The following is a 25,509-nucleotide window of genomic DNA, read 5'->3' as shown; positions in this document are numbered from 1 at the left end:
GACATCGCAGACCTCAAACCGGCAGAACCGAGGAAACCAGCGTTTGCGTGTACGGATGCTGCGGATCGTCGAGCACCTGATCGGTCAGGCCCGATTCGACGACTTCGCCGCCTTGCATCACCATGAGCCGATGCGCGAGCAGCCGCGCGACGCCGATATCGTGCGTGACGATCAGCACCGACAGATGCAGCGTCGCGGTCAGCGTGCGCAGCAGGTCGAGCAGCCGCGCCTGCACCGAGACGTCGAGGCCCGCGGTGGGCTCGTCCATGAACACGAGGCGCGGGCCCGTGACGAGGTTCCGCGCGATTTGCAGACGCTGCTGCATGCCGCCCGAAAACGCGGCTGGAAACTCGTCGATACGCGTGGCGTCGAGTTCGACGCGCTCCATCCATTGTGTGGCGAGCGCGCGGATCTGCCCGTAATGACGCGCGCCGACGGCCATCAGTGGTTCGCCGATGTTGGCGCCGGCGGAGACGCCGCTGCGCAGCCCGTCGCGCGGATTCTGCTGCACAAAGCCCCATTCGGTGCGCATCAGCAGACGCCGGCGCGGTTCGGACAGCGCGCGCAGATCGACCGTTGCACCGTGCGCGGCCGCGTAGTGCAACGTACCGCTGTCGGCTTCGGTGCGCAGCGCGAGTGTGTTCAGGAGCGTCGTCTTGCCCGAGCCCGACTCGCCGACGATGCACAGCACTTCGCCAGGATACAGATCGAAGCTGACGTTTTTGCAACCGTTGCGGCCACCGAACTGTTTGGTGAGCGCGCGTGCGCAAAGGAGCGGGGTCGGCGTGTGCGTCATGCATGTTCTCCCGCGCCTTCGGTGTGAGCCCGCTGTTGCGTTTGTTTCGTTTGCTGCGTCTGTTGCGTCGCTTGCGCCTCGCGCCGCTCGTGACAGTAATCGCTATCGGAGCAGACGAACATCCGTTTGCCCGTATCGTCGACGATCATTTCATCGAGGAAGCTTTCCGTCGAGCCGCATAGCGCGCACGCATGATCCCAGCGCTGGACCTCGAACGGATGATCGTCGAAGTCGAGGCTGCGCACGTGCGTATACGGCGGGATCGCATGAATGCGCCGCTCGCGGCCGGCACCGAACAGCTGCAATGCGGCGTTCATATGCATCTTCGGATTGTCGTACTTCGGGATCGGCGAGGGCGACGTCAGATAGCGATGGTTGACGATCACCGGGTAGTCGTAAGTCGTCGCGATGCTGCCGTGATGCACGATGTCTTCGTATAGCTTTACGCTGATCAGGCCGTAGTCCGCCAGCGCGTGGAGCTTTCTGCTTTCGGCGACGCGCGGCTCGAGCCGGAACAGCGGCTCGGGGTTCGGCACCTGGTAGACGAGGATCTGTTTATCGGTAAGCGGCGTTTCGGGAATGCGGTGACGCGTCTGCACGATCGTCGCTTCGGTCGTGCGGCGGGTCGTTTTGACGCCCGCCGTGCGCGCGAAAAAGCGCCGGATGTTGACCGCGTTGGTCGTTTCATCGGAGCCCTGATCGATGACCTTGAGCGTATCGTCGCGGCCGATGATCGACGCGGTAACCTGAATTCCGCCTGTGCCCCAGCCGAATGGCAGCGGCATCTCGCGCGCCGCGAACGGCACCTGGTAGCCTGGCACCGCGACCGCTTTGAGCAGCGCGCGGCGGATCATGCGCTTTGTCTGTTCGTCGAGATACGCGAAGTTGTAGCCCTCGGCCGCGCTGTCGGGGCCGGGTGATGCGATGGATGTATCGGACGGATTCATGCGACTTCTTCCTGTTGAGCGCGCTGCGAAGCGCGCTTCTGCGGGCTCTGCTCCGGAGTCTGTTGCGTAGTCTGCTGATCGCCGTTGGCATCGTCGGCGTCGTGCTGTTGCGCGCCTGCATGTTGCGCGCGCAACCGTCGCACGAGTTCGAGCTCCGACTGGAAGTCGACGTAGTGAGGCAGCTTCAGGTGTTGCACGAAACCCGATGCCTCGACGTTGTCGCTATGCGACAGCATGAATTCGACGTCCTGCGTCGGCGAACGCAGTGTTTCGCCGAGTTCTTCGGCGCGCAGCGCGCGGTCGACGAGCGCCATCGCCATCGCCTTGCGCTCAGAGTGGCCGAACGCGAGGCCGTAGCCTTGCGTGAACGACGGCGGCGCTTCCGCGCTGCCCGCGAACTGGTTGATCATCTGGCATTCGGTCACGTCGATCTCGCCGATCTCGACCGCTTCGCCGAGTTCGTCGAGCACCATTTCGACTGCGACCGTGCCGAAGCGGATTTCGCCGGCGAACGGATGCGAATGCGCGTATCCACGCTGCGTCGCATAGCCCATTGCGAGCAGAAAGCCCTCGTCGCCGCGCGCGAGGTTTTGCAGGCGCGTAGCGCGGCTGGCCGGAAAGGCGAGCGGTTCGCGCGACAGGTCGCCCGGTTCGGGCGCGTCAGGCGTCGGCGTTTCCTGTTCGATCAGGCCTTCCTTGTCGAGCAGCGCGACGACGCGCGGCATCGATTCCTTTGCCACATGCGCAGCAAGATGCGCTGCTGAAGCCGCTGTTGCATCGGCGCTCGCGCCAACGCCGGCATCGCTCTCTGCAAGCAGCGCGAAATCGAGCAGGCGCTGCGTGTAGTCGTACGTCGGTCCGAGCAGCTGGCCGCCCGGCACATCCTTGAACGTGGCCGAAATGCGGCGCGCCGCATGAATCGCTTCGGTGCGCAGCGGTTCCGTATAGCCGAAGCGCGGCAGCGTGGTCCGATAAGCGCGCAGCAGGAAGATCGCTTCGACGAGATCGCCGGCCGCCTGCTTGATCGCGAGCGCGCCGAGCTCTTCGTCGTACACCGAACCTTCGGTCATGACGCGCGCGACGGCAAGCCGCAACTGTTCGCGAATCTGCGCGACGCTGAGTTCGGCGAACTGCGTATCGCCTCGACGCTCCTTGTCGAGCAGGCGCCACGATGCTTCGATGGCGCGCTCTCCACCCTTGACGGCAACGTACATTAGTTGAGCTCCACTTGGGTTGTGCGCGGCAGACCCATCAGCGTGTCGCCGCAGACAAAGTAGCAGTCGATGCCGCACGGAAAGAGCGGCGCCAGTTCCGCGCGTTCGAGCCAGAAACGCTCGGGCAGCCCGCCGGGCGCGATGCTGCGTGTCGATTCGATGCCCGGGCCGCGCAACGTGAGCGGGGTGCCGCTCGTCAGCGACGCAACGCGAATGAGCAGTGTGGCCGATGTCTCGGGCGATTCCGGATCGCCGAGCGCGAACCGCTCGAGCGCGGGCATGGCGGCCGCGTCGTGCACATACGCGAAGGCGGCGTGCTGCGGGGTATCGACGAGCGGTGCGCCGGTATGAAAGCGCAGCGCGGAGGCGAGCGGCGCATCGGCTTGCGCGAGCCACACGGGCGTGGAGAAATCGCAGAGCGTGAGCAGCGCGGCGAACGCGGCACGGTCGGCGGCGGGTTGCTGCGGGTTCGTTGCGTTTGCGTTCAGCGCCGGCAGCACGTCGCGCACGGTGCCGATCGTGCCCGGGCGTGACAGCACATCGAGCAGCGTGCGAAACACGGCCTGCGTGTCGTGCACGGGATCGGCGAAGCCGGGAGTTAAGGTCGCCAATGAGGTGGCCAGTGAGGACGCCAACGAGGTGGCTGATGAGCTGGCCGGCGACGTGGACAGCGCGTCCTGTGCTGGATTATTCGATGTATTCATCAGTCGCCTCGGACCATCGTGAAGAATTCGACGCGCGTGCCGGCCGTATCTTGCCGGCGCGCTTCGCGCGCGGCCTCGAGGCGCGCGGCGAGCGGTTCGATCAGTTGCGCATGCAGATGCGGGTGCTGCTGCGGCAGTTGCAGTAATGCATCGGCAAGCGCCGCGAGTTCGGCGCGCCGGCGGTCACGGCCCAGATGGCACGCGACGCCGACCGGCGCATCGGCCGCCGGATGTCCGGCCCCCGGTTCGCCGGCCGCCGGTTCGCGTAAACGCAGCGTGGCACGCGTGACCGTCGCTTCGCCGAGATTGAAAGCGTCGCCGCTGCCGCCGACACGGCCGCGCACCATCGCAAGGCCGGTTTCGGGCGGGCGCAGCCAGTCGTAAGCGGGTAGCGGCGCGCCGTTCATGGCGCGCTGCAGCGCCGCTTCGAGCTCCGCGCGCGGCGTGCGCGCCAGTACCGCCATCCATGCGCGACGCGCGGACGACGAAGGCGGGGCGGAAGAAACGGGGGCGGAAGGATCGCTCATCGGGAGTTCCGTGGTTTCGATGTCCGGATATTTGAGCATCTATTCATCTAAACGTCTAGACGTTTGTAGGTAAAATCCCGCAGTGACACGGTGCGGTGCGCAGATTCATATTTTCATCACGGGTTGCGCACTACAATCGAGCGTTATATTTGAACCGAGGGGAATGACACCACCATGACATCGAACGACGATGCGACTCCCGGAACGCTGCTCGAACGCGGCGGCGGTGTCGCCGTATGGCGGCAGATCGAGCAGATTCTCGCGGCGGAAATCGCCGCGAGCGGCTTCGGCGAAGAAGGGCGCTTGCCGAGCGAAGCCGAACTCGCGAGACGCTTCGACGTCAACCGTCACACGATCCGCCGCGCGATGCTGGGGCTTGCCGCGCTCGGTCTCGTCAGTGTCGAACAGGGGCGTGGCACCTTCGTTCAACCGGGCGCGATCGATTACACGATCGGCCGGCGCACGCGCTTCACCGAAAACCTGCGGCAGCAGCAGTCGCTCGGCGTGCTGCTGTCCGCATCGCGTGTGAAGGCCGAGCCGAACGTCGCGAAGGCATTGGGTCTGCGCGCGGGCGTCACGGTCTACCGGATGGAAATGCTGCACGAAGCGAACGGCGTGCCGCTTACCTTCGCGCGCAGCTGGTATCCGGCCGCGCGTTTCACGGATCTGCCCGACGCGCTCGAGCGCACGGGCGGCATGACCAGGGCGCTCGCCGAATATGGCGTGAACGACTATCTGCGTAAATGGAGCCGCATCGGCAGCGTGCTGCCCGACGCGGACGTGGCGCGCCGCCTCAATATCAATCGCCAGCAGCCGGTGCTGTGGGTCGAGAACGTCGACGTCGATGTCGAAGGCACGCCGATCAAATACGGCTTCACGCACTTCGCGGCGGACCGCGTGCAACTGCTCGTGGAGAACGACGTATGAGCGCCGCGCGAGCCGATCGGGACGGCGAACACGTGGCGGCGGCAGCGGCAGCGCCGGCTGGCGACGCAACCTTGCACTGGAGCGCGGCCACGCGCTGTGCGGTCTACTATGCGCCGCCGCGGGCGTCCGGCTGGTGGAGCGCGGGTTCCGAATGGCTCGGACGCGACGCGGAAAGCGGCACTGTGCACGAACCGCGCGCCGATTTTCCCGCGCTGTCGCGAACGCTTGCGCGTCTGACGAACGAGCCGCGCCGCTACGGCTGGCATGGCACGCTCGTTGCACCGTTCCGGCTAGCCGACGGCGTGCAGCCGCACGACGTCGTCGATGTGGCGCTGCGCTGGGCGCGCACGCAAACGCGCTTCGCCTTGCCTGTCGAAGCCGCGACGCTCGGCCGCTTCGTCGCCTTGAGGCCCGTGGGCGAGGAGGCCGATTCGCGCATGCGCGAACTGGCGTCGGACGCGCTGCGCGCGTTTACGAAGCTGCGTGCCGCACCGTCGGCGGCGGACCTCGAACGGCGTCTTGCCGCGCCGCTCACTGAACGGCAACGCGCGCTGCTCGTCGAATGGGGATACCCATACGTGTTCGACGAATTCCGCTTTCATATGACGTTGTCGAATTCGCTCGAAGACGCGCGCGACCGTGCGGCAATCGTCCAATGGTGGCTTGCGCAGGTGCAGCAGCTTGGTGCGCTGCCGGTCGACGGCATCGCGCTTTTTGTAGAGCCCGCGCCGGGCGAGCCGTTCGTGCTCTGGCAGCGACTCGCATTCGATGCGACCGGCGCATCGGGTAACGCGGAGGTGAAGTAAGGCATGGAAGGCCGTTTGATCTATGTGATGGGCCCGTCGGGCGCCGGCAAGGATTCGCTGCTGCATTTCGCGCGCGATCATGTCGCCGGTGCGCCGGTTGTGTTTGCGCACCGTTACATCACGCGCAGCGCGGGCAGCAACGAAAATCATGTCGCGCTTACGCCCGAAGAATTCGAAGCGCGTTCCGCACTCGGTCTGTTCGCACTCGAATGGTCGAGCCATGCGCTGCGCTATGGCATCGGTATCGAACTCGATGCATGGCTTGCGCGCGGGTGCACGGTCGTCGTCAACGGCTCGCGGCAACATCTCGCGCGTGCACTCGAACGCTACCCGCATGCGGAAATCGTGCACGTCGAGGCCGAGCCGCATATTCTCGCGGCGCGGCTCGGTGCGCGCGCGAGGGAAACGGCCGAGCAGATCGCGGCGCGCCTCGCGCGCCTGGCGCCGTTTTCGTTGCCAGACGGCGCGCGCGTGACACGCATTGATAATTCCGGTGCGCTCGATGTGGCGGGGCACGCGTTCGTGCGGGTTCTGCGCGGCGTCATCTGAATCGGAATCGCGATCGCGCGATCATCTACGGCGGCACAACCGTGCTGCTATAGTGCGGGGCTATTCGCCGCGTGCGACGCGGCGCCGAATGCATGGGGACCGCCGATGAGCGACGCAGCACGTTTTGCCGAAATAGCCGATCTCGAACCCGCTGCTGCAGCGTTGCGCGACATCCGCCATCAGATTCACCACCATCCCGAACTGGCCTACGAAGAAGTCGAGACTGCCGCGCTGGTCGCAAGCAAGCTCGAAGCATGGGGCTGGCAGGTCACGCGCGGGGTCGGCCGCACGGGCGTGGTCGGCACGCTGAAAGCAGGCACGGGCGCCCGCAGCATCGGCATTCGAGCCGACATGGATGCGCTGCCGATCATCGAGCAGACAGGCCTGCCTTACGCGAGCGGCACGCACGGCAAGATGCACGCATGCGGCCACGACGGCCACACGACAATGTTGCTCGGCGCCGCGCAACATCTCGCGGCGACGCGCCGTTTCTCGGGTACCGTGCATCTGTACTTTCAGCCGGCCGAGGAAAGCGGTATCGACAGCGGCGCGAAAAAGATGATCGAGGACGGCCTGTTCGAACGCTTCCCATGCGACGCGGTGTTCGGCATGCACAACCATCCGGGCGCCGAGCCAGGCAAGTTCCTGTTCCGCAAGGGGCCGTTCATGTCCGCGGGCGACAAGGCGGTGATCACCGTCGAAGGCGTGGGCGGCCATGCGGCGCGGCCGCACCTCGCAGTCGATCCGATCGTGATTGCCGCGAGCATCGTGATGGCCTTGCAGACCGTCGTCGCGCGCAATGTCGACCCCGCGCAGCCCGCGGTGGTGACGGTCGGCTCGATGCATGCGGGCACCGTCAACAATGTGATTCCGGCCACCGCGAAGCTCGAGCTGAGCGTGCGCTCGTTCAGCGCCGAAGTACGCGCGCTGCTGAAAAAGCGCATTACGGAACTGGCCGAAGGTCAGGCCGCGAGTTATGGCGGCAAGGCCAACGTCGAATACATCGAAGGCTATCCGGTCGTCGTCAATTCGGATGCGGAAACGGAGTTCGCGATCGAAGTCGCGCGCGAACTGGTCGGCCACGACAACGTCGTCGCGCATACGGACATGCTGATGGGCAGCGAAGACTTTTCGTTCATGCTGCAGCAGCGGCCGGGCACGTTCTTGCGGCTCGGCAATGGCGTCGGCGAAGACGGCTGCATGGTGCACAACCCGCATTACGACTTCAACGACCGCAACTTGCCGATCGGCGCGGCGTACTGGGCGCGGCTCGTCGAACGATATCTGAGCCGCTAACGCTACCTGACCCGCACGTCCGAACGCTCGCTATCTATCCGCGCAGCGCAACCCTATCGGAGACGTTCTGCGCGGCTTTCTGCAGCGGCTCGAGAAACGTCTTCATCATCTGTTTCGCGGAATTGCGCTGCGCGTTGCCGCTGATGTTCATCGCCGCGATGATGCGGCCTTGCCGGTTGCGGATCGGCGCCGAAATCGAAATCAGCCCTTCCTCGAGTTCCTGATCGTTGATCGCCCACCCCTGGCGACGCACCTGCGCGATGATCTGTTTCAGTTCGTTTTTGTCCGTGACGGTGCGCGGCGTATGCGCGTGCAGTTTCGATGCGTCGAGTATCGCGTCGAGCGCCGCATCGTCGAGCGACGAGAGCAGCACGCGTCCCATCGAGGTGCACCATGCGGGCAGACGGCTGCCGATCGACAGATTGATGGTCATGATCTTGTGCGTCGGCACGCGCAGCACATAGACGATTTCCGTGCGGTCGAGCACGGCCGCCGAGCAGCTTTCGTGCACCTCGGCCGACAACTGCTCCATGACAGGTTCGGCGACGTTCCAGAACGGCATCGACGTCAGATAGGCGAAGCCGAGATCGAGAATGCGCGGCGTGAGCCGGAACAGGCGCCCATCGGCTTCGACGTAACCGAGCGTTTGCAGCGTGAGCAGAATGCGGCGCGCGCCGGCGCGCGTGAGACCCGTTGCGGCAGCGACATCGGTCAGTGTTTGCGCAGGGCGCTCGGCGTTGAAGGCGCGAATCACCGCGAGGCCGCGCGCGAACGATTGCACGTAGGAATCGCCGGGCTTGTCGGGCGCATCAGCGTGCAGGGCGGGGGCGGGTTGCGACGCTCGAGGGTCTTTATCGATAGCCATATTTGCGGGCGACGGGTGGCGAAGCGGCGGACCACGCGGCGCGCACAGCCGTTGACAGGCTTTTCCGCGCACGCCTATCATCGCGTGTAAAATTGTTCGATATTAGACCATAAGTTCGTATATAGAACAAATGGTCTTTCCCGGCATGTACCGCCGAAGCAACGTTGGAGACATGAAGATGACCGAAGCTTTCCTCTGTGACGCGATCCGCACCCCGATCGGCCGCTACGCGGGTTCCCTGTCGTCGGTTCGCGCGGACGACCTCGGCGCCGTGCCATTGAAGGCGCTGATCGAGCGCAACAAGGATGTCGACTGGAACGCCGTCGACGACGTGATCTACGGCTGCGCGAATCAGGCCGGCGAAGACAACCGTAACGTCGCGCGCATGTCGCTGTTGCTTGCGGGCCTGCCGCAAGGCGTGCCGGGCGCGACGATCAACCGGCTATGCGGCTCGGGCATGGATGCGCTCGGCATTGCCGCGCGCGCCATCAAGGCGGGCGAAGCGGGGATGATGATCGCGGGCGGCGTCGAAAGCATGAGCCGCGCGCCGTTCGTGATGGGCAAGGCGACCACCGCATTCGCGCGCCAGGCCGACATCTTCGATACGACGATCGGCTGGCGCTTTATCAACCCGCTGATGAAGCAGATGTATGGCGTCGACTCGATGCCCGAGACGGGCGAGAACGTCGCGCAGGAATTCGACGTGAGCCGGGCTGATCAGGATGCGTTCGCGCTGCGCAGCCAGCAGAATGCATCCCGTGCGCAGCGCGACGGCACGCTCGCACAGGAAATCGTCGCGGTGACGGTTCCGCAGAAAAAGGGCGATCCGGTTATCGTTTCGCATGACGAACATCCGCGCGAAACGAGTCTCGAGGCGTTGGCGAAGCTCAAGGCCATAGTACGCGCCGACGGCACGGTAACGGCCGGCAATGCATCGGGCGTCAACGACGGCGCTGCCGCACTATTGCTGGCAAACGAAGCGATGGCAAAACGTTCCGGTTTGACGCCGCGCGCGCGCGTGCTCGGCGTGGCGACCTCCGGCGTCGCGCCGCGCGTGATGGGCATCGGGCCTGCGCCCGCTACGCAGAAATTGCTTGCGCGCCTTGGCATGACGCTCGATCAGTTCGATGTCATCGAACTCAATGAAGCGTTCGCATCGCAAGGTCTCGCCGTGCTGCGCATGCTCGGCGTGGCCGATAACGATCCGCGCGTCAATCCGAACGGTGGTGCGATTGCGCTCGGTCATCCGCTAGGTATGAGCGGCGCGCGTCTCGTGACCACGGCGATGTACCAGTTGCAGCGCACGCAGGGTCGTTTTGCACTGTGCACGATGTGCATCGGCGTTGGGCAAGGCATCGCCATTGCGCTTGAACGCGTGTGACACAGCATCGCGCAGCGGGAAAAGCATCATGGTTTGCAATGCTTTATCCGCTGCCTGAATGCCGGTTGAGCGAAGTCTTCGCTGCACGATTCAAAAGGCATTCAAACTTTTACACAATGTGAAAAATCGCGGGATCTATTGGCTTTCGGCTGGGTTATGATGCGTTTTCGTCTGGATGACGAACTGTTTTTAATACGGCATAGGGTTATAAGAAGCCCGTATTAGCCAGTGACTGAAAACGCTCTTGAAGGAGAACCCGAATGAAGAAAGCAATCGGAGCAGCCGCCTTGCTCGCACTCGCCCATATGGTGCAGCCGGCGTACGCAGGGGACACGCTCGCGAATTCCGCACAAAGTGTCGTCAGTGCGGTGCAGCCGGTGCATATCCAGGCGAAGATCGTCGGTATCGACGCAGCGTCGCGCACGGTCACGCTGCAAGGCCCGAATGGGCGCACCGCAATGATTCTTGTCAGCGACGAAGTGCCGGGTTTCGACAAGCTCAAAGTCGGCGATAACGTCGACGCCGAATACAAGAACGCGTTGCTCGTGACCGCGGAAAAAGTGAAGGGTGCCGACAAGGGTATTCGCAAACGCGTCGACACCCAGGTCTATCAGCCGGCTTCGGGCGGCTATCAAACGGCGAAGCAGATCGAGGTGCTCGCCACCGTGCAGAAGATCGATCGCAAGAAGCGCACGGTCACGTTGCGCGGCGCGTATCAGACGCAAACGCTCGACGTCGGTCCCGACGTCGATTTGAAAACTCTGAAGGTGGGCGACACCGTGCACGCCGTATTTGTTTCGGCAGCCGCGGTGAAGATCACGCCGAGCGGCACATCGCCCGCGGTACAGTAATTCCCGGCCGCAACGCGCGATTTGCCGCACGCGCGATCGGCGATCCATCACGCGCTGAGAGCTGCCGCGCAATATCGCGCGGCAGCAGCATGACACTCGTTTTGTCTTCGCTATCTTCGGCATCGTCAATGCGGTGCGATCGAACTCACCGCGAATTCGGCGCATAGACGTCCGGCTCCAATAACGACAGGCGCTCGAGCCAACGGTAAAGCACGCCACGACGTTTACGCGGATACGTGATCAGCGAAAGGCGCGCGGCAAGCTTGCCATCGGTGCTGACCCATACGCGTTCGCCGCGCCGCAATTGAATCGAATAGCCTGGTTGCAGCCAGTAGTCGTACGGCGATGAAGCGCGCGTCAACCACACGCGCTCACTGCTCACATTCAGTTCGCAGTGCGCTTCGACTCGCCAGGATAGCGTTGCGCCTGGCTGCACTTCGAAGTGCATGACGACCCTTGGCAGCTTCTCCGCGCACGCGCAGGCCACTTCGGGCGGTGAGACATCCGATACGGGATCGGTGAACTGCGGGCTTGCCTGGTTCATGTTGTGCTCCATCGACGATTGAGCCGGAGAACAGAACGGAAAGCCGCGCACAAAACAAAAGGCCCCTTCCGTTGCCGGCGGGGCCTTGGGGATGTTTTGTTATTCCAGACTGCTAATACGCAAACGCTCCCGATAGCCCGCCGTGAATGGCGGCTCGAATCGGGTTCCAATTGACAATGGCGGTGGAGATCAGCGTAAGCATGTCAGCGAGTGTGTCTGGCGAGGCGCGGCTTGTCAATAAAATTTGTTGCTGAAGCGTTAAGTCAACAGTCATCGAATTTTCACGGACTGCGATATGTCGCTTCGTGAGACTCGTGCGAGATTGGCGTCGACGCGTTCGCGTACGTGCAGATAAAGCAGCGCACAGCCGGTAATCGCGAGCGGCCATAACAGGTACCAGCCAGTCGCTGCAAACAATGCCGCGACGGCAACGAGCGCGACGCACGCGCAGCGGCGCGCCCAGCTGCGCTTCGGCAGCAGGCGCAACGCAGCGGCGGTGCCGAGCGCATAGACCGTGACGAACGAACCGGTCGTCAGCAGGACGAGCGGCCGTGGCCCGACGCCGGCTATTACGGACGCGCACAGCGCAATCAGGGCGAGCACGGCAACCACAAGCAGGCTGCGGCGCGGCACGTCGCCCGCGCGACTGCCCGCGGCGAACCACGCCGGCAGCGCGCCGTCGCGCCCGAGCGCGGCGCCGAGCTTGGCGGCGCCGGCGAAATAGGCGTTCATCGTGCCGAGCGTGAGCAGCAGCGCGGCGGCCGCCGCGAGCACCTGCACCTTGCCGCCCAGGCCCGTCGCGAGCAGTTCGGCAAGCGGCGCACCCGACTTGCCGGCGGCGGCCCCGAGCACGAGCACGCTCGCGGTGGCGACACCCATGTACAGCACGCCGACGACACATACCGCGATGCCGGTCGCGAGCGGAAGATCGCGCGCCGGGTGGCGAAACTCGGCCGCGAGGTGGGTGATCGCTTCCCAGCCCGCGAAGCTCCAGACGAGCAGCGCCGCCGCGGGGCCAATCGCGAGCCAGCCGTGCGGCGCGAATGGCTGCAGGTTCGCGGCGCGCGCATGCGGCGCCGAAGCCACGATCGCCGCCAGCAGCAGCGCAACGAGCACGACCGCGAGCGCGAGCTGCAAACGTCCGGACACGGTGACGCCGAACGCATTGGCGACGGTGACGATCAGCATCAGCGCCGCCGCGGTGCCGATCATCGCAACGTGCCCGCCGCCGAGCGCCGCGGCCACGTAGGCGCCGCCGAACATCGCCGCGGCGGGCGAGCCGGCCGGCACCGCGAAGTAGAAGCACCAGCCGATGATCGCCGCCGCGCGCGGCCCGAACGCGTTGCGCACGTAGGTCGATACGCCGCCTGCGTCCGGATAGCGCGCGCCCAGCGCGGCGAATGTCGCGGCAAGCGGCACCGACAGCATCACGAGCGCCGCCCACGCGATCAGCGATGCGGGGCCGGCGACGTCCGCGGCGAGCGCCGGCAGCGCGATGACGCCGGTGCCTAGTACCGCGCCGACGTAGAGGGCAGCGCCTTGCATGACGCTGAGGCGCCCCGAAGCAGAAGCGCGTGAAGAGGCCGATGCGCCGGAAGCGCCGGAAGCGCCGGAAGCGCCGGAAGCGCCCGACGCGCCCGACGCGCCCATGCCCTGATCTGATCCGGCCTGCCGAACTGGCGCCGCATTCATGCCTGCAAGACCCCGAATTCGCTGCGCGGCCGATTGCGATCGACGCGCAGTGCTTCCCAGATCGTCACTTCGCGCGGCCTCGCAAGCAGCTCGGGCAGCGCTTCGTGATACGCCTGACGGTAGGGACGATTCAATTGTTCTTCCAGCACGTCTTCGTGGCTTTCCCACGTCTCGTAGAGCATGAGCCGGTGAGGGCAATCGGGATCGCGATGCAGGATCGCCTGATGAAAATTGGGCTCGGCGCGCATGGCATCGAGCACGCCGTCGAGCAGGCTCATAAAACGATCGAGCTTTTCCGGAACGACCTGAAAACGAATCACGTAAGTCACCGACATATCGCCACTCCTGATCAATCGCGCATACCGGCAGTTATACTCGCCAATAGCTGACAACCGATGTCATGAATTTTTCGGAGAACGCAATTGCGCCCAAGCCGGCTCGTGTCGATGCTGCTATTGCTGCAGGTCAAAGGCCGTGTGACCGCGCAAGCACTCGCTGAGGAATTCGACGTATCGGTGCGCACGGTCTACCGCGATATCGATCAACTGAGCGCAGCGGGCGTGCCTGTTTATGCGGACCGCGGTCCGGGCGGCGGCTTCGCGCTGCTCGACGGCTATCGCGCGCGGCTGACCGGCATCACGAAGGCGGAGGCCGAGACGCTGTCGATTGCCGGCCTTGCCGGCGCGGCAACCGACCTTGGCCTGTCCGAACAATTGCGTGCCGCGCAGTTGAAACTCGTCACTGCGCTGCCCGATGCGGCGCCCGACGCATCGCGCATCGGCTCGCGGCTCCATATCGACCCGGTCGGATGGCATCGGCGGCCCGCGCAGGTGCCGCATCTGACGCTGCTCGCGGGCGCTGTCTGGGAGCAGAAGCGCGTCGCAATGCATTACCTGAGCTGGGCGTCGCCGCGCCCCGGCAAGAGCGAACCTGCAGCACAGCACGAGCGCGAGCGGATTCGCGATCCGCTCGGCCTCGTGCACAAGGCCGGCGACTGGTATCTGGTCGCACGGGCGCGCACACAACTGCGCATCTACAAGGTCGCGAACATCACGCATCTGCGCGTGCTCGACGAGACCTTCGAGCGGCCCGAAGCGTTCGATCTGCGCAGCGAATGGGCCGGCTCGGTCGCGGCATTCGAAAAGAGTCTGTTGAAAAACGTCGCGCGCCTGCGTCTTACACAGGAGGGGATGCTGCGGCTCGACCGGCTCGGCGCGGCGGCAGTCGAACAGGCGCAAAGCGGGCCGCCGGACCATGACGGCTGGCAGGAAGTCACGCTGCCCATCGAACAGCTCGACTTCGCGGCCGAGCAGTTGCTCGGCTTCGCGGGGCACGTCCAAGTGCTCGAACCGCCTGAATTGCGCGTGCGGCTGAGGCGTCTCGCGCAACGTATCGCGACGCTCAACGCCGGCTAGCGCCGCCGTTATACGTGCGTTTTGTGCCAACAAAACTGTAATTCGAGCCAATGCGGCAAAGTGTGCATCCCGCGGCGATACAGCTTGTGTAATGTCGAGGCTGAACATCCGCGCAATCGCGCGGCAGCATTGTGGAGACGTTATGCAGATCCTTCTTTTAGCGCTTGCGGTCGTCGCGTTCGGCGCATGGACGACTTATCTTCTCGCGACGAGCATTCCTGAAAAGCTGATGTCGCACTCGGCTCGCCATGGGCGTTACGCGGACCTCGCGAGCGGCGAAACGGCCGATGCCGGGCATGTGGGCGGCCGTCGCTTCGGCCGCAACCGAAGCCGCGGCAAGCTGGCCGAACAGTAACCGCCGGCGAACGGCCCGCGAGCCGCAGGCTAACCGCGATGAGGCCCGACTATGCCCAGCTTCGCAATGCGGCGGTACAGCGTTGCGCGCGAGATGCCGAGCGCTTGCGCCGCCGCGTTCGGGTGCCACTGATGCCGCGTCAGCGCGTCGACAATGCGAGCCCGTTCGTCGCCGGCATGGGCGGGCGACGGCTGCGCTGCAAAAGCAGGACTTCCGGCCTCGGCATGGCGGGGTGCAAGCAGTGCCGCAATGTCCGGTGACAGATGCCGAAAATCGACGCGTGTCGCATCGCACACCGCGCACGCATAGCGCAACACGTTGCGCAACTGCCGGATATTGCCGGGCCAGCCGAATCCGCAGAGCCGCTCGGCGAGCTGCGCATCGAGCATGAGCGCGTGGCCGGCGCCTTGTGCTTCTTCATCGAACACTTCATGCACAACCTCGAGGATGTCCTCGCGCTCCCGCAACGGCGGCATGTGCAGCGTCGCGCCGCTTAGCCGGTAATAGAGATCTTCGCGGAACGCGCCATCGGCGACCATTTGCTTTAAATCGCGATGCGTTGCGCAAATCACGTCGATATCGACGCGCACCGGCGTATCGCCGCCGAGCGGCATCACTTCGCCTTCCGCAAGCACGCGCAGAAGACGCGTTTGCAGGCTGAGCGGCATATCGCCGATTTCGTCGAGAAACAGCGTGCCCGTATGCGCGTGCGCGATCTTGCCGCGTGCGCCGCGGCTGCGCGCGCCGGTGAACGCGCCCGGCGCGTAACCGAACAGTTCGCTCTCGATCAGCGATTCGGGAATCGCGCCGCAATTGACGGCGACGAAAGGTCGCGCGCGCCGCGCACCCGAGTCGTGCAGCGCATGCGCGAACACTTCCTTGCCGACACCGGTTTCGCCGAGTATGAGGATGGGCAACCGTTTGCCGGCGATGCGCAATGCGACCTCTGCATTGCGTGCAATACGCGCGTCACGGCTGCGCAGAAAGCGGCCAAGTGCACCGACATCGCGCGGCACATCGGCGGCAACGCGGCGAACGGCATCGCGCGAGCCGCTCGACAAGGACGTGGCCACAGCCGCAGTGGAGCCCCCTATCGTGCGCGCGCCGCGCGATACACGCTTGAGCGGCTCGCGAATCCGCGCGTGCAGCAGCGTGCCGCTCGCACGCAAACGCAGCGGCACGATCGTATCGCCGCGGGCGACGTCGTGCAGGTGAATCGCCGACGTATCGAAGATCTCGTCGATATGACGCGGACCGCTGAGGCCCGCGATGCATTCCTGTGCCTTGCGGTTCGACGCAACGATATTGCCGCATTCGTCGAACGCGATCAGCACCTCGGGCTGCGCCTCGACGAAGTTGCGGCTTTGATGGCCGAACAGCACCCAATGCTGCGTGGTCTGATTGAGGAAGTAGCCGTCTTCGATCAACGTCGCGCTTTGCCGCACGAGCTGAAACACGAGTCGCTGGCTGTCGCGGTTATCGGGTGACTGCACGGCCGATGCATCGAGCACGCCGATCAGCTCGCCCGTCGGCGCGAAAATCGGCGATGCGCTGCAGGTCAGCGTCGTGAACGCTGCGCGGAAGTGATCGATCTTGTGCACCGTGATCGGCGCAAGGTCGGTCAGTACATTGGCAACGGCACATGTGCCTTCTTCGCGTTCGGACCAGCACGAACCGATATAGAGTCCCGCGTGCTTGAAGTCGCTGCGTCGCTCGCGCTCGAGCCGGTAGTCGATCGTCACGCCGTGCGCATCGGTCAGCAGCACGCAATAGTCGGCGACGCGAATCATTTCATGAAGACGTGTCAGGCATTGCCCGGACGCGCGCAAAAATGCCTCTTCCTTGCCTTGCACCTCGCGCAATTCCGCAGACGTAAGCACACGCGGTCCGACAACCGAGCCCGGATCGAGCCGGTACTGTTCATACGAACGCTGCCACGACGATACGAGCCGTTGCGCATCGGGCGCGGCCGGCACGGGCAGGCGTCCTTCGATGGCGCCGCGGACACGATCGATGTGCTGCGTTTGAGAGACGTAGGGCATGGTCGGCTCCCGTCGGACAGCGCCCGGACGGCGCACGGAGGGTGGGACTTTCTTGTAGCACATCCGGGACGCGCAATCACACTGCAATGCAGCACGCGAGACGGTTGAGACGTTTGTCTCAGGCGGCGTGAGACAGCGGCGTTTGCACAGAAAAGCCCTGAAAACGCGTGTCATTCGACGCGCTGCCGCGTTCACCGATTTCTTCGGAATACCTGGTACGCGCAAAGACGTGAGACACATCGCGCCTCCTGCATCGCGTCATATCGCGTTTCCAGACTGCGCATCAAGGTTCGCCGGGATGTCGCGAGCCTTGATGCGCGCGGCTCCCTTGCGCTTCGGCCATGGCGGAAATTTTTTGGCATGGGCATTGCAGTAATGCGCTCGGTCAAAACGCACAGAACGCACGACGCACCCTCGAGCGTCGCATGCGGATAAAAGCGCATCGAAGCAGATGCAGCGAAACAATGGAGACAGACCTTGGCATCGCCCATCATCGTCGGCGTCGTCGCAAACCCCGCGTCCGGGCGCGACATCCGCCGGCTGACGACCCATGCATCGGTGTTTCCGACGGCGGAGAAGGCGAACATGGTCGTGCGCCTGCTCGCGGGTCTCGGCATGCTCGGCGACGGCCGGGTGCTGACGCTGCGCGACAAGACCGGCGTGGCGGCGCTGCTGTGCCGCGCACTGGATACGCATGCGGCGCTCGGCTATCCCGAGCATTGGCCCGACGTCGAATTCCTCGATCTGCCGATTACCGACAGCGTCGCGGACACGCATGCGGGCGTCGACTTCATGGTGCGCGCCGGTGTCGGTCTGATCGCGGTGTTAGGCGGCGACGGCACGCATCGCGCGGTCGCCGCGCATTGCGGCAGCGTCCCTTTGCTCACGCTTTCGACGGGCACCAACAACGCATTTCCCGAGATGCGCGAAGCGACCGTCGCGGGCCTCGCGGGCGCGCTCGTCGCAGCAGGCATCGTGCCGCCCGAGGTTGCGCTCACGCGCAACAAGCGGCTCGTCGTGCGCTGCGTCGCCGGGCCGAACCGCGGCCGCGAAGAGATCGCGCTCGTCGATGTGTGCGTGAGCCGGCAGCGTTTCATCGGCGCACGCGCAGTCTCGGACCCGGCCGATATCGACGCGCTCTATCTGACGTTCGCGCCGCCCGACGGCATCGGCCTGTCGTCGATCGGCGGCGCGTGGGCGCCGGTCGAACGCAGCGCCTCGCACGGCCTGCATCTGACGTTCGCGCACGACGGCGGCGCGGGTGTGCCGGTCTTCGCGCCGCTCGCGCCGGGGCGCGTCGGGCAGGTGACGATGCGCACCTGCGACCGGCTCGAGGTCGGCGAATGGCTGCCGGTCGACGCGGGTCGCGGCACGCTCGCATTCGACGGCGAACGCGAAATCGAACTGGAGCGCGACGACCGCTATGAGATCGCGCTGGATTGGGCCGGGCCGTTGACGGTCGACGTAGGCCGCACGCTGCGCTATTCGGCGTCGCGGCAATCGATGCGCGAGATGGCCGCGCAGCGCCATTACATCGCTGGATGATCAGACGGAAAGGAGACACACCATGTCTGTTTCGAATCAGTTGAGCAAGCAAAAGCTGCTGGATGCGTATCGGATGATGCGCACGATTCGCGAATTCGAGGAGCGGCTGCATATCGAGTTCGCCACCGGCGAGATCCCTGGCTTCGTTCACTTGTATGCGGGCGAGGAGGCGTCCGCGGTCGGCACGATGCTGCATCTGAACGACGCCGACTATGTCGCCACCACGCACCGCGGCCACGGCCACTGCATCGCAAAGGGTGTCGACGTGCGCGGGATGATGGCGGAAATCTACGGCCGTACGACAGGCGTATGCCGCGGCAAGGGCGGTTCGATGCATATCGCCGATCTGTCCCGGGGCATGCTCGGCGCAAACGGCATCGTCGGTGCGGGCGGGCCGCTCGTCTGCGGCGCGGCGCTCGCGGCCAGGTACAGGAAGACCGGCGGGGTCGGCGTCTGTTTCTTCGGCGACGGCGCATCGAATCAGGGTGTGATTTTCGAATCGATGAACCTCGCGTCGATCTGGCGGCTGCCCGCGATCTTTATCGCGGAGAACAACGGTTACGCGGAATCGACGTCGTCGTCGTGGGCCGTTGCGTCAGACAACATAGCGGACCGCGCGAGCGGGTTCGGCATGCCAGGCGTGATTGTCGACGGTTTCGACTTCTTCGCGGTGCACGAAGCGGTCGGTGAAGCGATCGAACGGGCGCGCGGCGGCGGCGGACCGACGCTCGTCGAAATGAAGCTGTCGCGCTACTTCGGCCACTTCGAGGGCGATGCGCAAACGTATCGCGCGCCCGGTGAAGTGCAGAAACTGCGCGACGAAAAGGACTGCCTGAAGCGTTTCGAAGAACGCGTCGTGCGCGCCGAGATGCTGAGCGCCGCCGAACTGCGCGACGTCGATGCGACTGTGAAACAGCTGATCGACGCGGCGGTGACGGAAGCGAAGGCGGCACCGCTGCCCGGCGCCGAAGACCTGCTGACCGATGTCTACGTGTCGTATCCCTAACTAACAGGGTGGCCGAAGCGAACCGCGCATACGCGAATATCCATTCAAGGAGACGGACATGGCACGCAAGATCAGCTATTCACAGGCAATCAACGAAGCGTTGAGTCAGGAGATGGCGCGCGACGAAAGCGTCATCGTGATGGGCGAAGACAACGCGGGCGGCGAAGGCGCGCCCGGCGAGCACGACGCATGGGGTGGTGTGCTCGGTGTCACGAAGGGGCTTTATCACAAGTATCCGGGGCGCGTACTCGATACGCCGCTGTCGGAAGGGGGCTTTATCGGCGCGGCGGTCGGCGCGGCTGCGTGCGGCATGCGGCCGGTCGCGGAGCTGATGTTTATCGACTTCATGGGCGTCTGCTTCGATCAGATCTTCAATCAGGCCGCAAAATTCCGCTATATGTTCGGCGGCAAAGCGGTGACGCCCGTGGTGATCCGCACGATGCAGGGCGCGGGCCTGCGCGCGGCGGCGCAACACTCGCAGATGCTCACGTCGCTGTTTACGCATGTGCCCGGCCTCAAAGTCGTGTGTCCGTCGACGCCGTACGATGCGAAGGGCCTGATGATCCAGGCGATCCGCGATAACGACCCGGTCATTTTCTGCGAGCATAAGCTGCTGTATGGCCGCGAGGGCGACGTGCCCGAAGAGCTGTACACGATCCCGTTCGGCGAGGCGAACGTCGTGCGCGAAGGCGACGACGCGACGATCGTCACGTATGGCCGCATGGTGCACTTCGCGACGGAAGCAGCCGACCGACTCGCGAAAGACGGCATCCACGTCGACATCATCGATCTGCGCACGACGTCGCCGCTCGACGAAGAGACGATCCTCGAAAGCGTGGAGCGAACCGGCCGCGTGGTCGTGGTGGATGAGGCGAATCCGCGCTGCTCGATGGCGACCGACATTGCCGCGCTCGTCGCGCAGAAGGCGTTTCACTCGCTGAAGGCGCCGGTCGGGCTGGTCACCGCCCCGCACACGCCGGCGCCGTTCGCAAGCGTGCTGGAAGACCTGTACATTCCGTCGCCCGATCAGATCACCGCGGCGGTGACGAAGACGACGCACTGAGAGAGGTGACGAGGAATGCCGATTCATATGGTAACGATGCCCAAGTGGGGCTTGTCGATGGAGCAGGGCCAGGTCAACGGCTGGCTGAAATCGGTGGGCGACAAGGTGAGCCGCGGCGACGAGCTGCTCGACGTCGAGACCGACAAGATATCGTCGGGCGTCGAGTGTGCATTCGACGGCACGCTGCGCCGGCAGATCGCGCAGGAGGGCGATACTTTGCCGGTCGGTGCGCTGCTTGGCGTCGTCGCCGATGTCGAAACGCCCGATGCTGAAATCGACGAAGCGGTCGCCGCGTTTCAGCGCGATTTCGTGCCGGCGGCCGCGGCGCAAGCCGATTCGGGGCCGCAGCCGGAAAAAGCGCAGATCGGCGGCCGCACCGTGCGGTTTCTGAAGGTCGGCAACGGCGGCGGCACGCCCGCGGTGCTGATCCATGGGTTCGGCGGCGATCTCAACGCATGGATGTTCAACCATGCGGACCTCGCCGCTCACCGTGAGGTGTGGGCACTCGACCTGCCGGGGCACGGCGAATCGGGCAAGGCCGTCGACACGGGCAGCGTCGAGGAACTGGCCGATGCGGTGCTCGCGTTTCTCGAGGACCGCGGCATCGAGCGCGCGCATCTGGTTGGGCATTCGATGGGCAGTCTCGTGGCGATGACGGTCGCCGCACATGCGCCCACGCGTGTCGCGTCGTTGACGCTGATCAGCGGCGCGGGGCTCGGCGAGGAGATCAATCGCGCGTATATCGAAGGCTTCGTGGCGGGCAGCAGCCGCAATACGTTGAAGCCGCATATGCTGCAGCTGTTTGCGGACCCGGCGCTCGTCACGCGGCAAATGATCGAAGACATCGTCAAGTACAAGCGGCTCGAAGGCGTCAACGAGGCACTGCAGAAAATCGCCGCGCTCGCGTTCGTCGATGGCGTGCAGCAGAAGATCTACCGCGATCGCGTTGGTGCACTTGCGCCGCGCGCGATGGTGATCTGGGGCGCGCAGGACCAGATCATCCCCGTGCGGCACGCGCAAGGGCTGCCCGGCGAGATCCGTGTGCATGTGATCGAAGGCAAGGGCCATATGGTGCATATGGAAGCGGCGTCCGAAGTGAATCGGCTGCTGAACGACTTCTTCGGAGGAGCGTGACGATGCGGGCCGTGCCGCGAAAAGAAGGCGCGCATCCGGCGCCGGCCTCGGGATCGGGCGCGACGGCGCTCGGGCAGCACGGCCTGCGCAGCCGCGACAAGCTCGCGCGTATTCCGGTGAAGGTCGTGCCGCCTGTACGCACGGACGTGCTGCCGAAGCCGCCGTGGCTGCATGCGCGGCCGATGATGAGCGAAACCGTGGCCGGCATGGCGGCGATTCTGCGGGCGCACCGCCTGCATTCGGTCTGCGAGGAGGCCATGTGCCCGAACATCGGCGAATGCTTCGCACAACGGAGCGCGACATTCATGATCATGGGCGGCGTGTGCACCCGCCGCTGCGCGTTCTGCGACGTCGCGCATGGCCGCCCCCCTGCGCTCGACGAAGCAGAACCGGCCCGGCTTGCCGATGCGGTGGCCGCGCTGGGCTTGCGTTATGTCGTGATCACCTCGGTCGACCGCGACGATCTGCGCGACGGCGGCGCCGCGCATTTTGCGCGCTGCGTGGCGTTGCTGCGCGAGCGCGTGCCGGACATTCGCATCGAACTGCTGACGCCCGATTTTCGCGGCCGTGTCGAGCGCGCGCTCGACGCGCTATCGGCCGCGTGGCCCGACGTCTTCAATCACAATGTGGAGACGGTGCCGTCGTTGTATCGGGCCGCGCGCGCGGGCGCAAGCTATCAAGGCTCGCTTGAACTGCTCGCGCGCGTGAAAGCGGCGCAGCCGGACATGCTGACGAAGTCCGGACTGATGGCGGGCCTCGGCGAAACCGATGCAGCGTTACTCGATACGATGCGCGACATTCGCGCGCATCGCGTCGACGTACTGACGATCGGCCAGTATCTCGCGCCTTCGAAGTTTCATATGCCCGTGCGGCGGTACGTGCCGCCGCAAACATTCGACGCGTGGCGCGACGAAGGCCTGCGGTTCGGCTTCAGGGAAGTGGTGGCGGGTCCGCTCGTGAGGTCTTCGTATCATGCCGACGAGGTCGGCCGGCGCGCGGGCCCGTGAAGCGCGAGTGTCGGGCACCACGATGCCAAGCGGTGCAAATGCGCGGCGCGACTTCCGCACGACGCGTTTAAATCACCCGCTCCCGCAACTTCGCGGAAATCAGATCGATCGCCGTCACCACCACCACGACCATGATCAGCACCGCCGACGTCTGCGCATAATCGAACGAGCGGATCGACTCGTACAGCACGACGCCGATCCCGCCTGCACCGACCATCCCGACCACCATCGCGGAGCGCACATTCGACTCGAACCGGTACAGCGCGTACGAGATCCACAGCGGCAACACCTGCGGCAGCACGCCATAGATGATTTCGTCGAGACCCGTCGCGCCCGTCGCACGCACGCCTTCGGCGGGACGCGGGTCGATTGCTTCGACGGCCTCCGCAAAGAGCTTCGCAAGCACGCCGGTCGTATGCACCCACAATGCGAGCACACCCGCGAACGGACCGAGACCGACCGCGACGATGAACAGCATCGCAAACACCATCTCGTTGATCGCACGGCACGCGTCCATCACGCGCCGCATCGGCTGCACGACCCATACCGGCGCCATGTTGTGCGCCGACATGAGCCCGCACGGGATCGCGCAGACGATCGACAGCGCGGTGCCCCACACGGCAACCGCGAGCGTGACGAGCATTTCGTGCACGTAGATGTGCCAGTCGTCGAAGTTGGGCGGGAAGAAGTCCTTGGCGAACTGTCCCATGTTGCCCGCATCGGCGAACAGATCGAGCGGGCGCATGTCCGCGGCGTGCCACGACGCGCCGAGCACCGCGATCAGCGCAATCCAGCTCAATGTCGAGCCCCAGCTGCGCTTGCCGGCGGCCGCGGCGTGGGTTGCCGCGGCCGCCGCTTTCTGCCGCGCGCCGCGAGCGGAGGTCAGGTCGGCGGTGTTCATTATTGCTTCGGTGCCTCGCTATTGAGTGCGGCCAGCTTCGCATCGATTGCGGCCACCTGAGTCTTGCGGTCCGCATCGGAAAGGTTCTTGTCGCCCTCGAGCTTCTGCTTCTGCTGGAACAGCGCAACCTGACGGATCGGCAGCAGCTGCGCATCGGACGACGCAACGAAGCCGCTGAAGATCGTCAGGTTCTTCATGACCTCTTTCTCGTGCGGATCGGTCTTCGCGTAGTTGACGAAGAACTTGCGCAGCTTGTCCTTCGTATCTTGCGGCAGGTCCTTGCGCCACACGAGCGGGTCGCTCGGAATCAGCGGCGAGGTCCACAGCACGCGCACCTGCGCGAACTTGTCCGGATGCTGCGTCTTCAGGCGGTCGAGCTCCATCGTGTTGTTCGTCGCGACGTCGATCTTGTCGTTGACCACGGCCAGCAGGTTCGCTTCGTGGCTCGACGGCAGCACGGTCTTGAACGACGCGCTGTTTACCGTCACTCCGCGTTTCGCGAACAGGTCGTAGCCCGGAATCAGCGTGCCCGACGTCGAATTCGGATCGCCCCAGCCGAGGTTCACGTCCTTCGTATTCTTGAACACGTCGTCGATCGACTTGAAGCGGCTGTTGACGTTCGTGATCAGCAGCGATTTGTAGCCGCTCGATCCATCGGCCATGACGGTCTTCGCAAAAACTTCGCCGTTCGCGCGGTCGACCGCCTCCATGGCCGACGCGTTACCGAAGTAGCCGATCTGGACCTTGTTGAAGCGCATTCCTTCGATGATGCCCGCGTAATCGGTCGCGAAGAACGCTTTAACGTGCAGACCCGTCTGCTTGTTCAGATCGTCGATGAGCGGCTGCCAGCGTTGACGCAGCGTGCTCGACGCATCCGTCGAGATGATGCCGAAACTGAGGTCTTTCGGGTCTTCGGCGTGAGCGGCGACGCAGGCGAATGCAGCTACGCCGACGATCAGTGAGCGCAAGAATTTCATGGGTTCGGAATCCCGGTTGGTTGGTCGATTCAGACAGCCTGGAATAATCGTACGATGCGCATTTCGCGGCATCACGCGGAATGCGCCGGATCCAGCGCAAACGGGTACGACAGCGACGCATGCGATGCGTCGTCGCCGGCATGTTCATCGAGCAGTTCGCGCGCGTCGTCGCCATACAGCTGTTGCAACAGCGCCGGCGTGAGACTGGCCGACGGGCCGTCGTAGACGATCTTGCCGCGCCGCAGCGCAACCGTGCGCGGGCAGTACTGCATCGCGATATCCACCTGATGCAGCGATACGAGCACGGTCAGCTGACGTTCGGAATTGAGCTTGCGCAGCATGTCCATCACGCGGCGCGACGATTCGGGGTCGAGCGATGCGATCGGTTCGTCGGCGAGGATGATGCGCGCCTGCTGCACGAGTGCGCGCGCGATGGCCGCGCGCTGCTGCTGGCCGCCGGAAAGATTGCCCGCGCGTTCGCGCAGATGGTCGCCGATGCCGACTTCGCGCAATGCCGCAAGCGCAAGCTCGCGTTCGTGGTGCGGAAAGGCGCCCGTCAAACGCCGCCACAACGGCAGACGCGCGAGCGCACCGACCAGCACATTCGTTTCGACCGAAATGCGATTGACGAGATTGAACTGCTGGAACACGAAGCCGATGTCGCGACGGATGCGCCGCACTTCGCGCACGATGCGGCCGTTGCGCTGAATCGGCCGGCCGAGAATCTGGATCTCCGACGGTTGCTCATCGGAGGCCGTGAAGCCGGCAATATGCCGCAGCAACGTCGATTTGCCCGAACCGGAAGCGCCGATCAGCGCCACCATTTCACCGGGCTCGACACGCAGATCGATTTCGTCGAGCGCTTTGCGGCCGTTGTTGAACGTCTTGCTCAAACGTTCGATGCGGATGGCTTCCATAGATATCCTGTCGAAGACGCCGGTGTTTGCCGGAACGTTCGGCCACAT

26 protein-coding genes are annotated in these 25,509 nt (G+C 64.7%); 13 read left to right on the top strand and 13 right to left on the bottom strand.

What is annotated here, in order from left to right; translation table 11 throughout:
• Nucleotides 1-13: 13 nt before the first annotated feature.
• From phnK to phnG, 5 genes are read right to left on the bottom strand one after another with little or no spacing between them, the layout of a single operon-like run.
• Nucleotides 14-796, bottom strand: a complete 783-nt coding sequence (gene phnK, locus BTO02_RS32515) for a phosphonate C-P lyase system protein PhnK (protein ID WP_075161057.1) — start codon at nt 794-796, stop codon at nt 14-16.
• Nucleotides 793-1,743, bottom strand: a complete 951-nt coding sequence (locus tag BTO02_RS32510) for an alpha-D-ribose 1-methylphosphonate 5-phosphate C-P-lyase PhnJ (protein WP_075161056.1) — start codon at nt 1,741-1,743, stop codon at nt 793-795. Before BTO02_RS32510 ends, phnK begins: the two co-directional genes overlap by 4 nt.
• A complete protein-coding gene (locus tag BTO02_RS32505; protein ID WP_083615493.1) occupies nt 1,740-2,957 on the bottom strand; it encodes a carbon-phosphorus lyase complex subunit PhnI in 1,218 nt (405 codons plus the stop codon). Before BTO02_RS32505 ends, BTO02_RS32510 begins: the two co-directional genes overlap by 4 nt.
• Nucleotides 2,957-3,661 (bottom strand): phosphonate C-P lyase system protein PhnH, encoded by a 705-nt coding sequence (gene phnH / locus BTO02_RS32500; RefSeq protein ID WP_083615492.1) that lies wholly within the window; start codon nt 3,659-3,661, stop codon nt 2,957-2,959. The genes BTO02_RS32505 and phnH overlap by 1 nt, the downstream gene beginning before the upstream one ends.
• On the bottom strand, nt 3,661-4,188 hold the full coding sequence (gene phnG, locus BTO02_RS32495; protein ID WP_075161608.1) for a phosphonate C-P lyase system protein PhnG: 528 nt from the start codon (nt 4,186-4,188) through the stop codon (nt 3,661-3,663). The genes phnH and phnG overlap by 1 nt, the downstream gene beginning before the upstream one ends.
• A 174-nt stretch (nt 4,189-4,362) precedes the next feature.
• Between phnG and phnF the strand changes: the two genes are divergently transcribed.
• From phnF to BTO02_RS32475, 4 genes are all read left to right on the top strand, one after another.
• On the top strand, nt 4,363-5,115 hold the full coding sequence (phnF, locus tag BTO02_RS32490) for a phosphonate metabolism transcriptional regulator PhnF (protein ID WP_075161055.1): 753 nt from the start codon (nt 4,363-4,365) through the stop codon (nt 5,113-5,115).
• A complete protein-coding gene (locus BTO02_RS32485; protein WP_075161054.1) occupies nt 5,112-5,921 on the top strand; it encodes a DUF1045 domain-containing protein in 810 nt (269 codons plus the stop codon). The genes phnF and BTO02_RS32485 overlap by 4 nt, the downstream gene beginning before the upstream one ends.
• Nucleotides 5,922-5,924: 3 nt before the next feature.
• Nucleotides 5,925-6,470 (top strand): phosphonate metabolism protein/1,5-bisphosphokinase (PRPP-forming) PhnN, encoded by a 546-nt coding sequence (phnN, locus tag BTO02_RS32480; RefSeq protein WP_075161053.1) that lies wholly within the window; start codon nt 5,925-5,927, stop codon nt 6,468-6,470.
• A gap of 105 nt (nt 6,471-6,575) precedes the next feature.
• Nucleotides 6,576-7,766, top strand: a complete 1,191-nt coding sequence (locus BTO02_RS32475) for a M20 aminoacylase family protein (protein ID WP_075161052.1) — start codon at nt 6,576-6,578, stop codon at nt 7,764-7,766.
• A 34-nt stretch (nt 7,767-7,800) separates the two neighbouring features.
• Here BTO02_RS32475 and BTO02_RS32470 read toward each other — a convergent pair whose 3' ends face one another.
• Nucleotides 7,801-8,631, bottom strand: coding sequence for an IclR family transcriptional regulator (locus BTO02_RS32470; RefSeq protein ID WP_083615491.1), 831 nt, complete (start codon nt 8,629-8,631; stop codon nt 7,801-7,803).
• Between the two features lie 178 nt (nt 8,632-8,809).
• Here BTO02_RS32470 and pcaF point away from each other — a divergent pair, with 178 nt between their 5' ends.
• Both pcaF and BTO02_RS32460 read left to right on the top strand, forming a co-directional pair.
• Nucleotides 8,810-10,012: a 3-oxoadipyl-CoA thiolase gene (gene pcaF / locus BTO02_RS32465; protein ID WP_075161606.1), complete on the top strand. Its 1,203-nt coding sequence runs from the start codon at nt 8,810-8,812 to the stop codon at nt 10,010-10,012.
• A gap of 260 nt (nt 10,013-10,272) precedes the next feature.
• Nucleotides 10,273-10,863, top strand: a complete 591-nt coding sequence (locus tag BTO02_RS32460; protein WP_075161051.1) for a hypothetical protein — start codon at nt 10,273-10,275, stop codon at nt 10,861-10,863.
• A gap of 145 nt (nt 10,864-11,008) precedes the next feature.
• Here BTO02_RS32460 and BTO02_RS32455 read toward each other — a convergent pair whose 3' ends face one another.
• From BTO02_RS32455 to BTO02_RS32445, 3 genes are all read right to left on the bottom strand, one after another.
• Complete coding sequence (locus tag BTO02_RS32455; protein ID WP_075161605.1) at nt 11,009-11,407, bottom strand: DUF2917 domain-containing protein; 399 nt, start codon at nt 11,405-11,407, stop codon at nt 11,009-11,011.
• A gap of 270 nt (nt 11,408-11,677) precedes the next feature.
• On the bottom strand, nt 11,678-12,952 hold the full coding sequence (locus BTO02_RS32450) for an APC family permease (protein ID WP_075161050.1): 1,275 nt from the start codon (nt 12,950-12,952) through the stop codon (nt 11,678-11,680).
• 143 nt (nt 12,953-13,095) lie between these two features.
• Nucleotides 13,096-13,434 (bottom strand): putative quinol monooxygenase, encoded by a 339-nt coding sequence (locus BTO02_RS32445; RefSeq protein WP_075161049.1) that lies wholly within the window; start codon nt 13,432-13,434, stop codon nt 13,096-13,098.
• An 87-nt stretch (nt 13,435-13,521) separates the two neighbouring features.
• Between BTO02_RS32445 and BTO02_RS32440 the strand changes: the two genes are divergently transcribed.
• Both BTO02_RS32440 and BTO02_RS32435 read left to right on the top strand, forming a co-directional pair.
• Nucleotides 13,522-14,514, top strand: a complete 993-nt coding sequence (locus BTO02_RS32440) for a helix-turn-helix transcriptional regulator (protein ID WP_156884049.1) — start codon at nt 13,522-13,524, stop codon at nt 14,512-14,514.
• Nucleotides 14,515-14,656: 142 nt separating this feature from the next.
• Entirely contained in the window at nt 14,657-14,869 is a 213-nt protein-coding gene (locus tag BTO02_RS32435) for a hypothetical protein (RefSeq protein WP_075161047.1), read from the top strand.
• A gap of 29 nt (nt 14,870-14,898) precedes the next feature.
• Here the strand turns inward: BTO02_RS32435 and BTO02_RS32430 are convergent, their stop codons facing one another.
• Complete coding sequence (locus tag BTO02_RS32430) at nt 14,899-16,911, bottom strand: sigma-54-dependent Fis family transcriptional regulator (RefSeq protein WP_075161046.1); 2,013 nt, start codon at nt 16,909-16,911, stop codon at nt 14,899-14,901.
• Nucleotides 16,912-17,388: 477 nt separating this feature from the next.
• Here BTO02_RS32430 and BTO02_RS32425 point away from each other — a divergent pair, with 477 nt between their 5' ends.
• The 5 genes from BTO02_RS32425 to lipA are packed head-to-tail and all read left to right on the top strand — an operon-like array spanning nt 17,389 to nt 22,666.
• Nucleotides 17,389-18,456 carry an ATP-NAD kinase family protein gene (locus BTO02_RS32425; RefSeq protein WP_075161045.1) on the top strand — a complete coding sequence of 356 codons (1,068 nt, stop codon included), beginning with the start codon at nt 17,389-17,391 and terminating at the stop codon, nt 18,454-18,456.
• Between the two features lie 22 nt (nt 18,457-18,478).
• A complete protein-coding gene (locus BTO02_RS32420) occupies nt 18,479-19,462 on the top strand; it encodes a thiamine pyrophosphate-dependent dehydrogenase E1 component subunit alpha (RefSeq protein ID WP_075161044.1) in 984 nt (327 codons plus the stop codon).
• A gap of 58 nt (nt 19,463-19,520) precedes the next feature.
• On the top strand, nt 19,521-20,525 hold the full coding sequence (locus BTO02_RS32415; RefSeq protein WP_075161043.1) for an alpha-ketoacid dehydrogenase subunit beta: 1,005 nt from the start codon (nt 19,521-19,523) through the stop codon (nt 20,523-20,525).
• A gap of 15 nt (nt 20,526-20,540) precedes the next feature.
• Nucleotides 20,541-21,659: an acetoin dehydrogenase dihydrolipoyllysine-residue acetyltransferase subunit gene (locus tag BTO02_RS32410; RefSeq protein WP_075161042.1), complete on the top strand. Its 1,119-nt coding sequence runs from the start codon at nt 20,541-20,543 to the stop codon at nt 21,657-21,659.
• 2 nt (nt 21,660-21,661) lie between these two features.
• The gene (gene lipA / locus BTO02_RS32405; RefSeq protein ID WP_075161041.1) at nt 21,662-22,666 is read left to right on the top strand and encodes a lipoyl synthase; all 1,005 of its coding nucleotides are present in this window, start codon (nt 21,662-21,664) and stop codon (nt 22,664-22,666) included.
• Nucleotides 22,667-22,733: 67 nt separating this feature from the next.
• On the opposite strand, the gene phnE is transcribed toward lipA, so the two are convergent.
• From phnE to phnC, 3 genes are all read right to left on the bottom strand, one after another.
• Entirely contained in the window at nt 22,734-23,567 is an 834-nt protein-coding gene (gene phnE, locus BTO02_RS32400; RefSeq protein WP_075161040.1) for a phosphonate ABC transporter, permease protein PhnE, read from the bottom strand.
• Nucleotides 23,567-24,544 carry a phosphonate ABC transporter substrate-binding protein gene (gene phnD, locus BTO02_RS32395; RefSeq protein WP_075161039.1) on the bottom strand — a complete coding sequence of 326 codons (978 nt, stop codon included), beginning with the start codon at nt 24,542-24,544 and terminating at the stop codon, nt 23,567-23,569. The genes phnE and phnD overlap by 1 nt, the downstream gene beginning before the upstream one ends.
• Nucleotides 24,545-24,615: 71 nt before the next feature.
• Complete coding sequence (gene phnC / locus BTO02_RS32390) at nt 24,616-25,461, bottom strand: phosphonate ABC transporter ATP-binding protein (RefSeq protein ID WP_075161038.1); 846 nt, start codon at nt 25,459-25,461, stop codon at nt 24,616-24,618.
• Nucleotides 25,462-25,509: the final 48 nt, after the last annotated feature.

This window comes from Paraburkholderia sp. SOS3, from assembly GCF_001922345.1.
GTDB lineage: Bacteria > Pseudomonadota > Gammaproteobacteria > Burkholderiales > Burkholderiaceae > Paraburkholderia.
The sequence above is the reverse complement of the archived record's forward strand: the minus strand, read 5'-3'. Positions and strand labels throughout refer to the sequence as shown.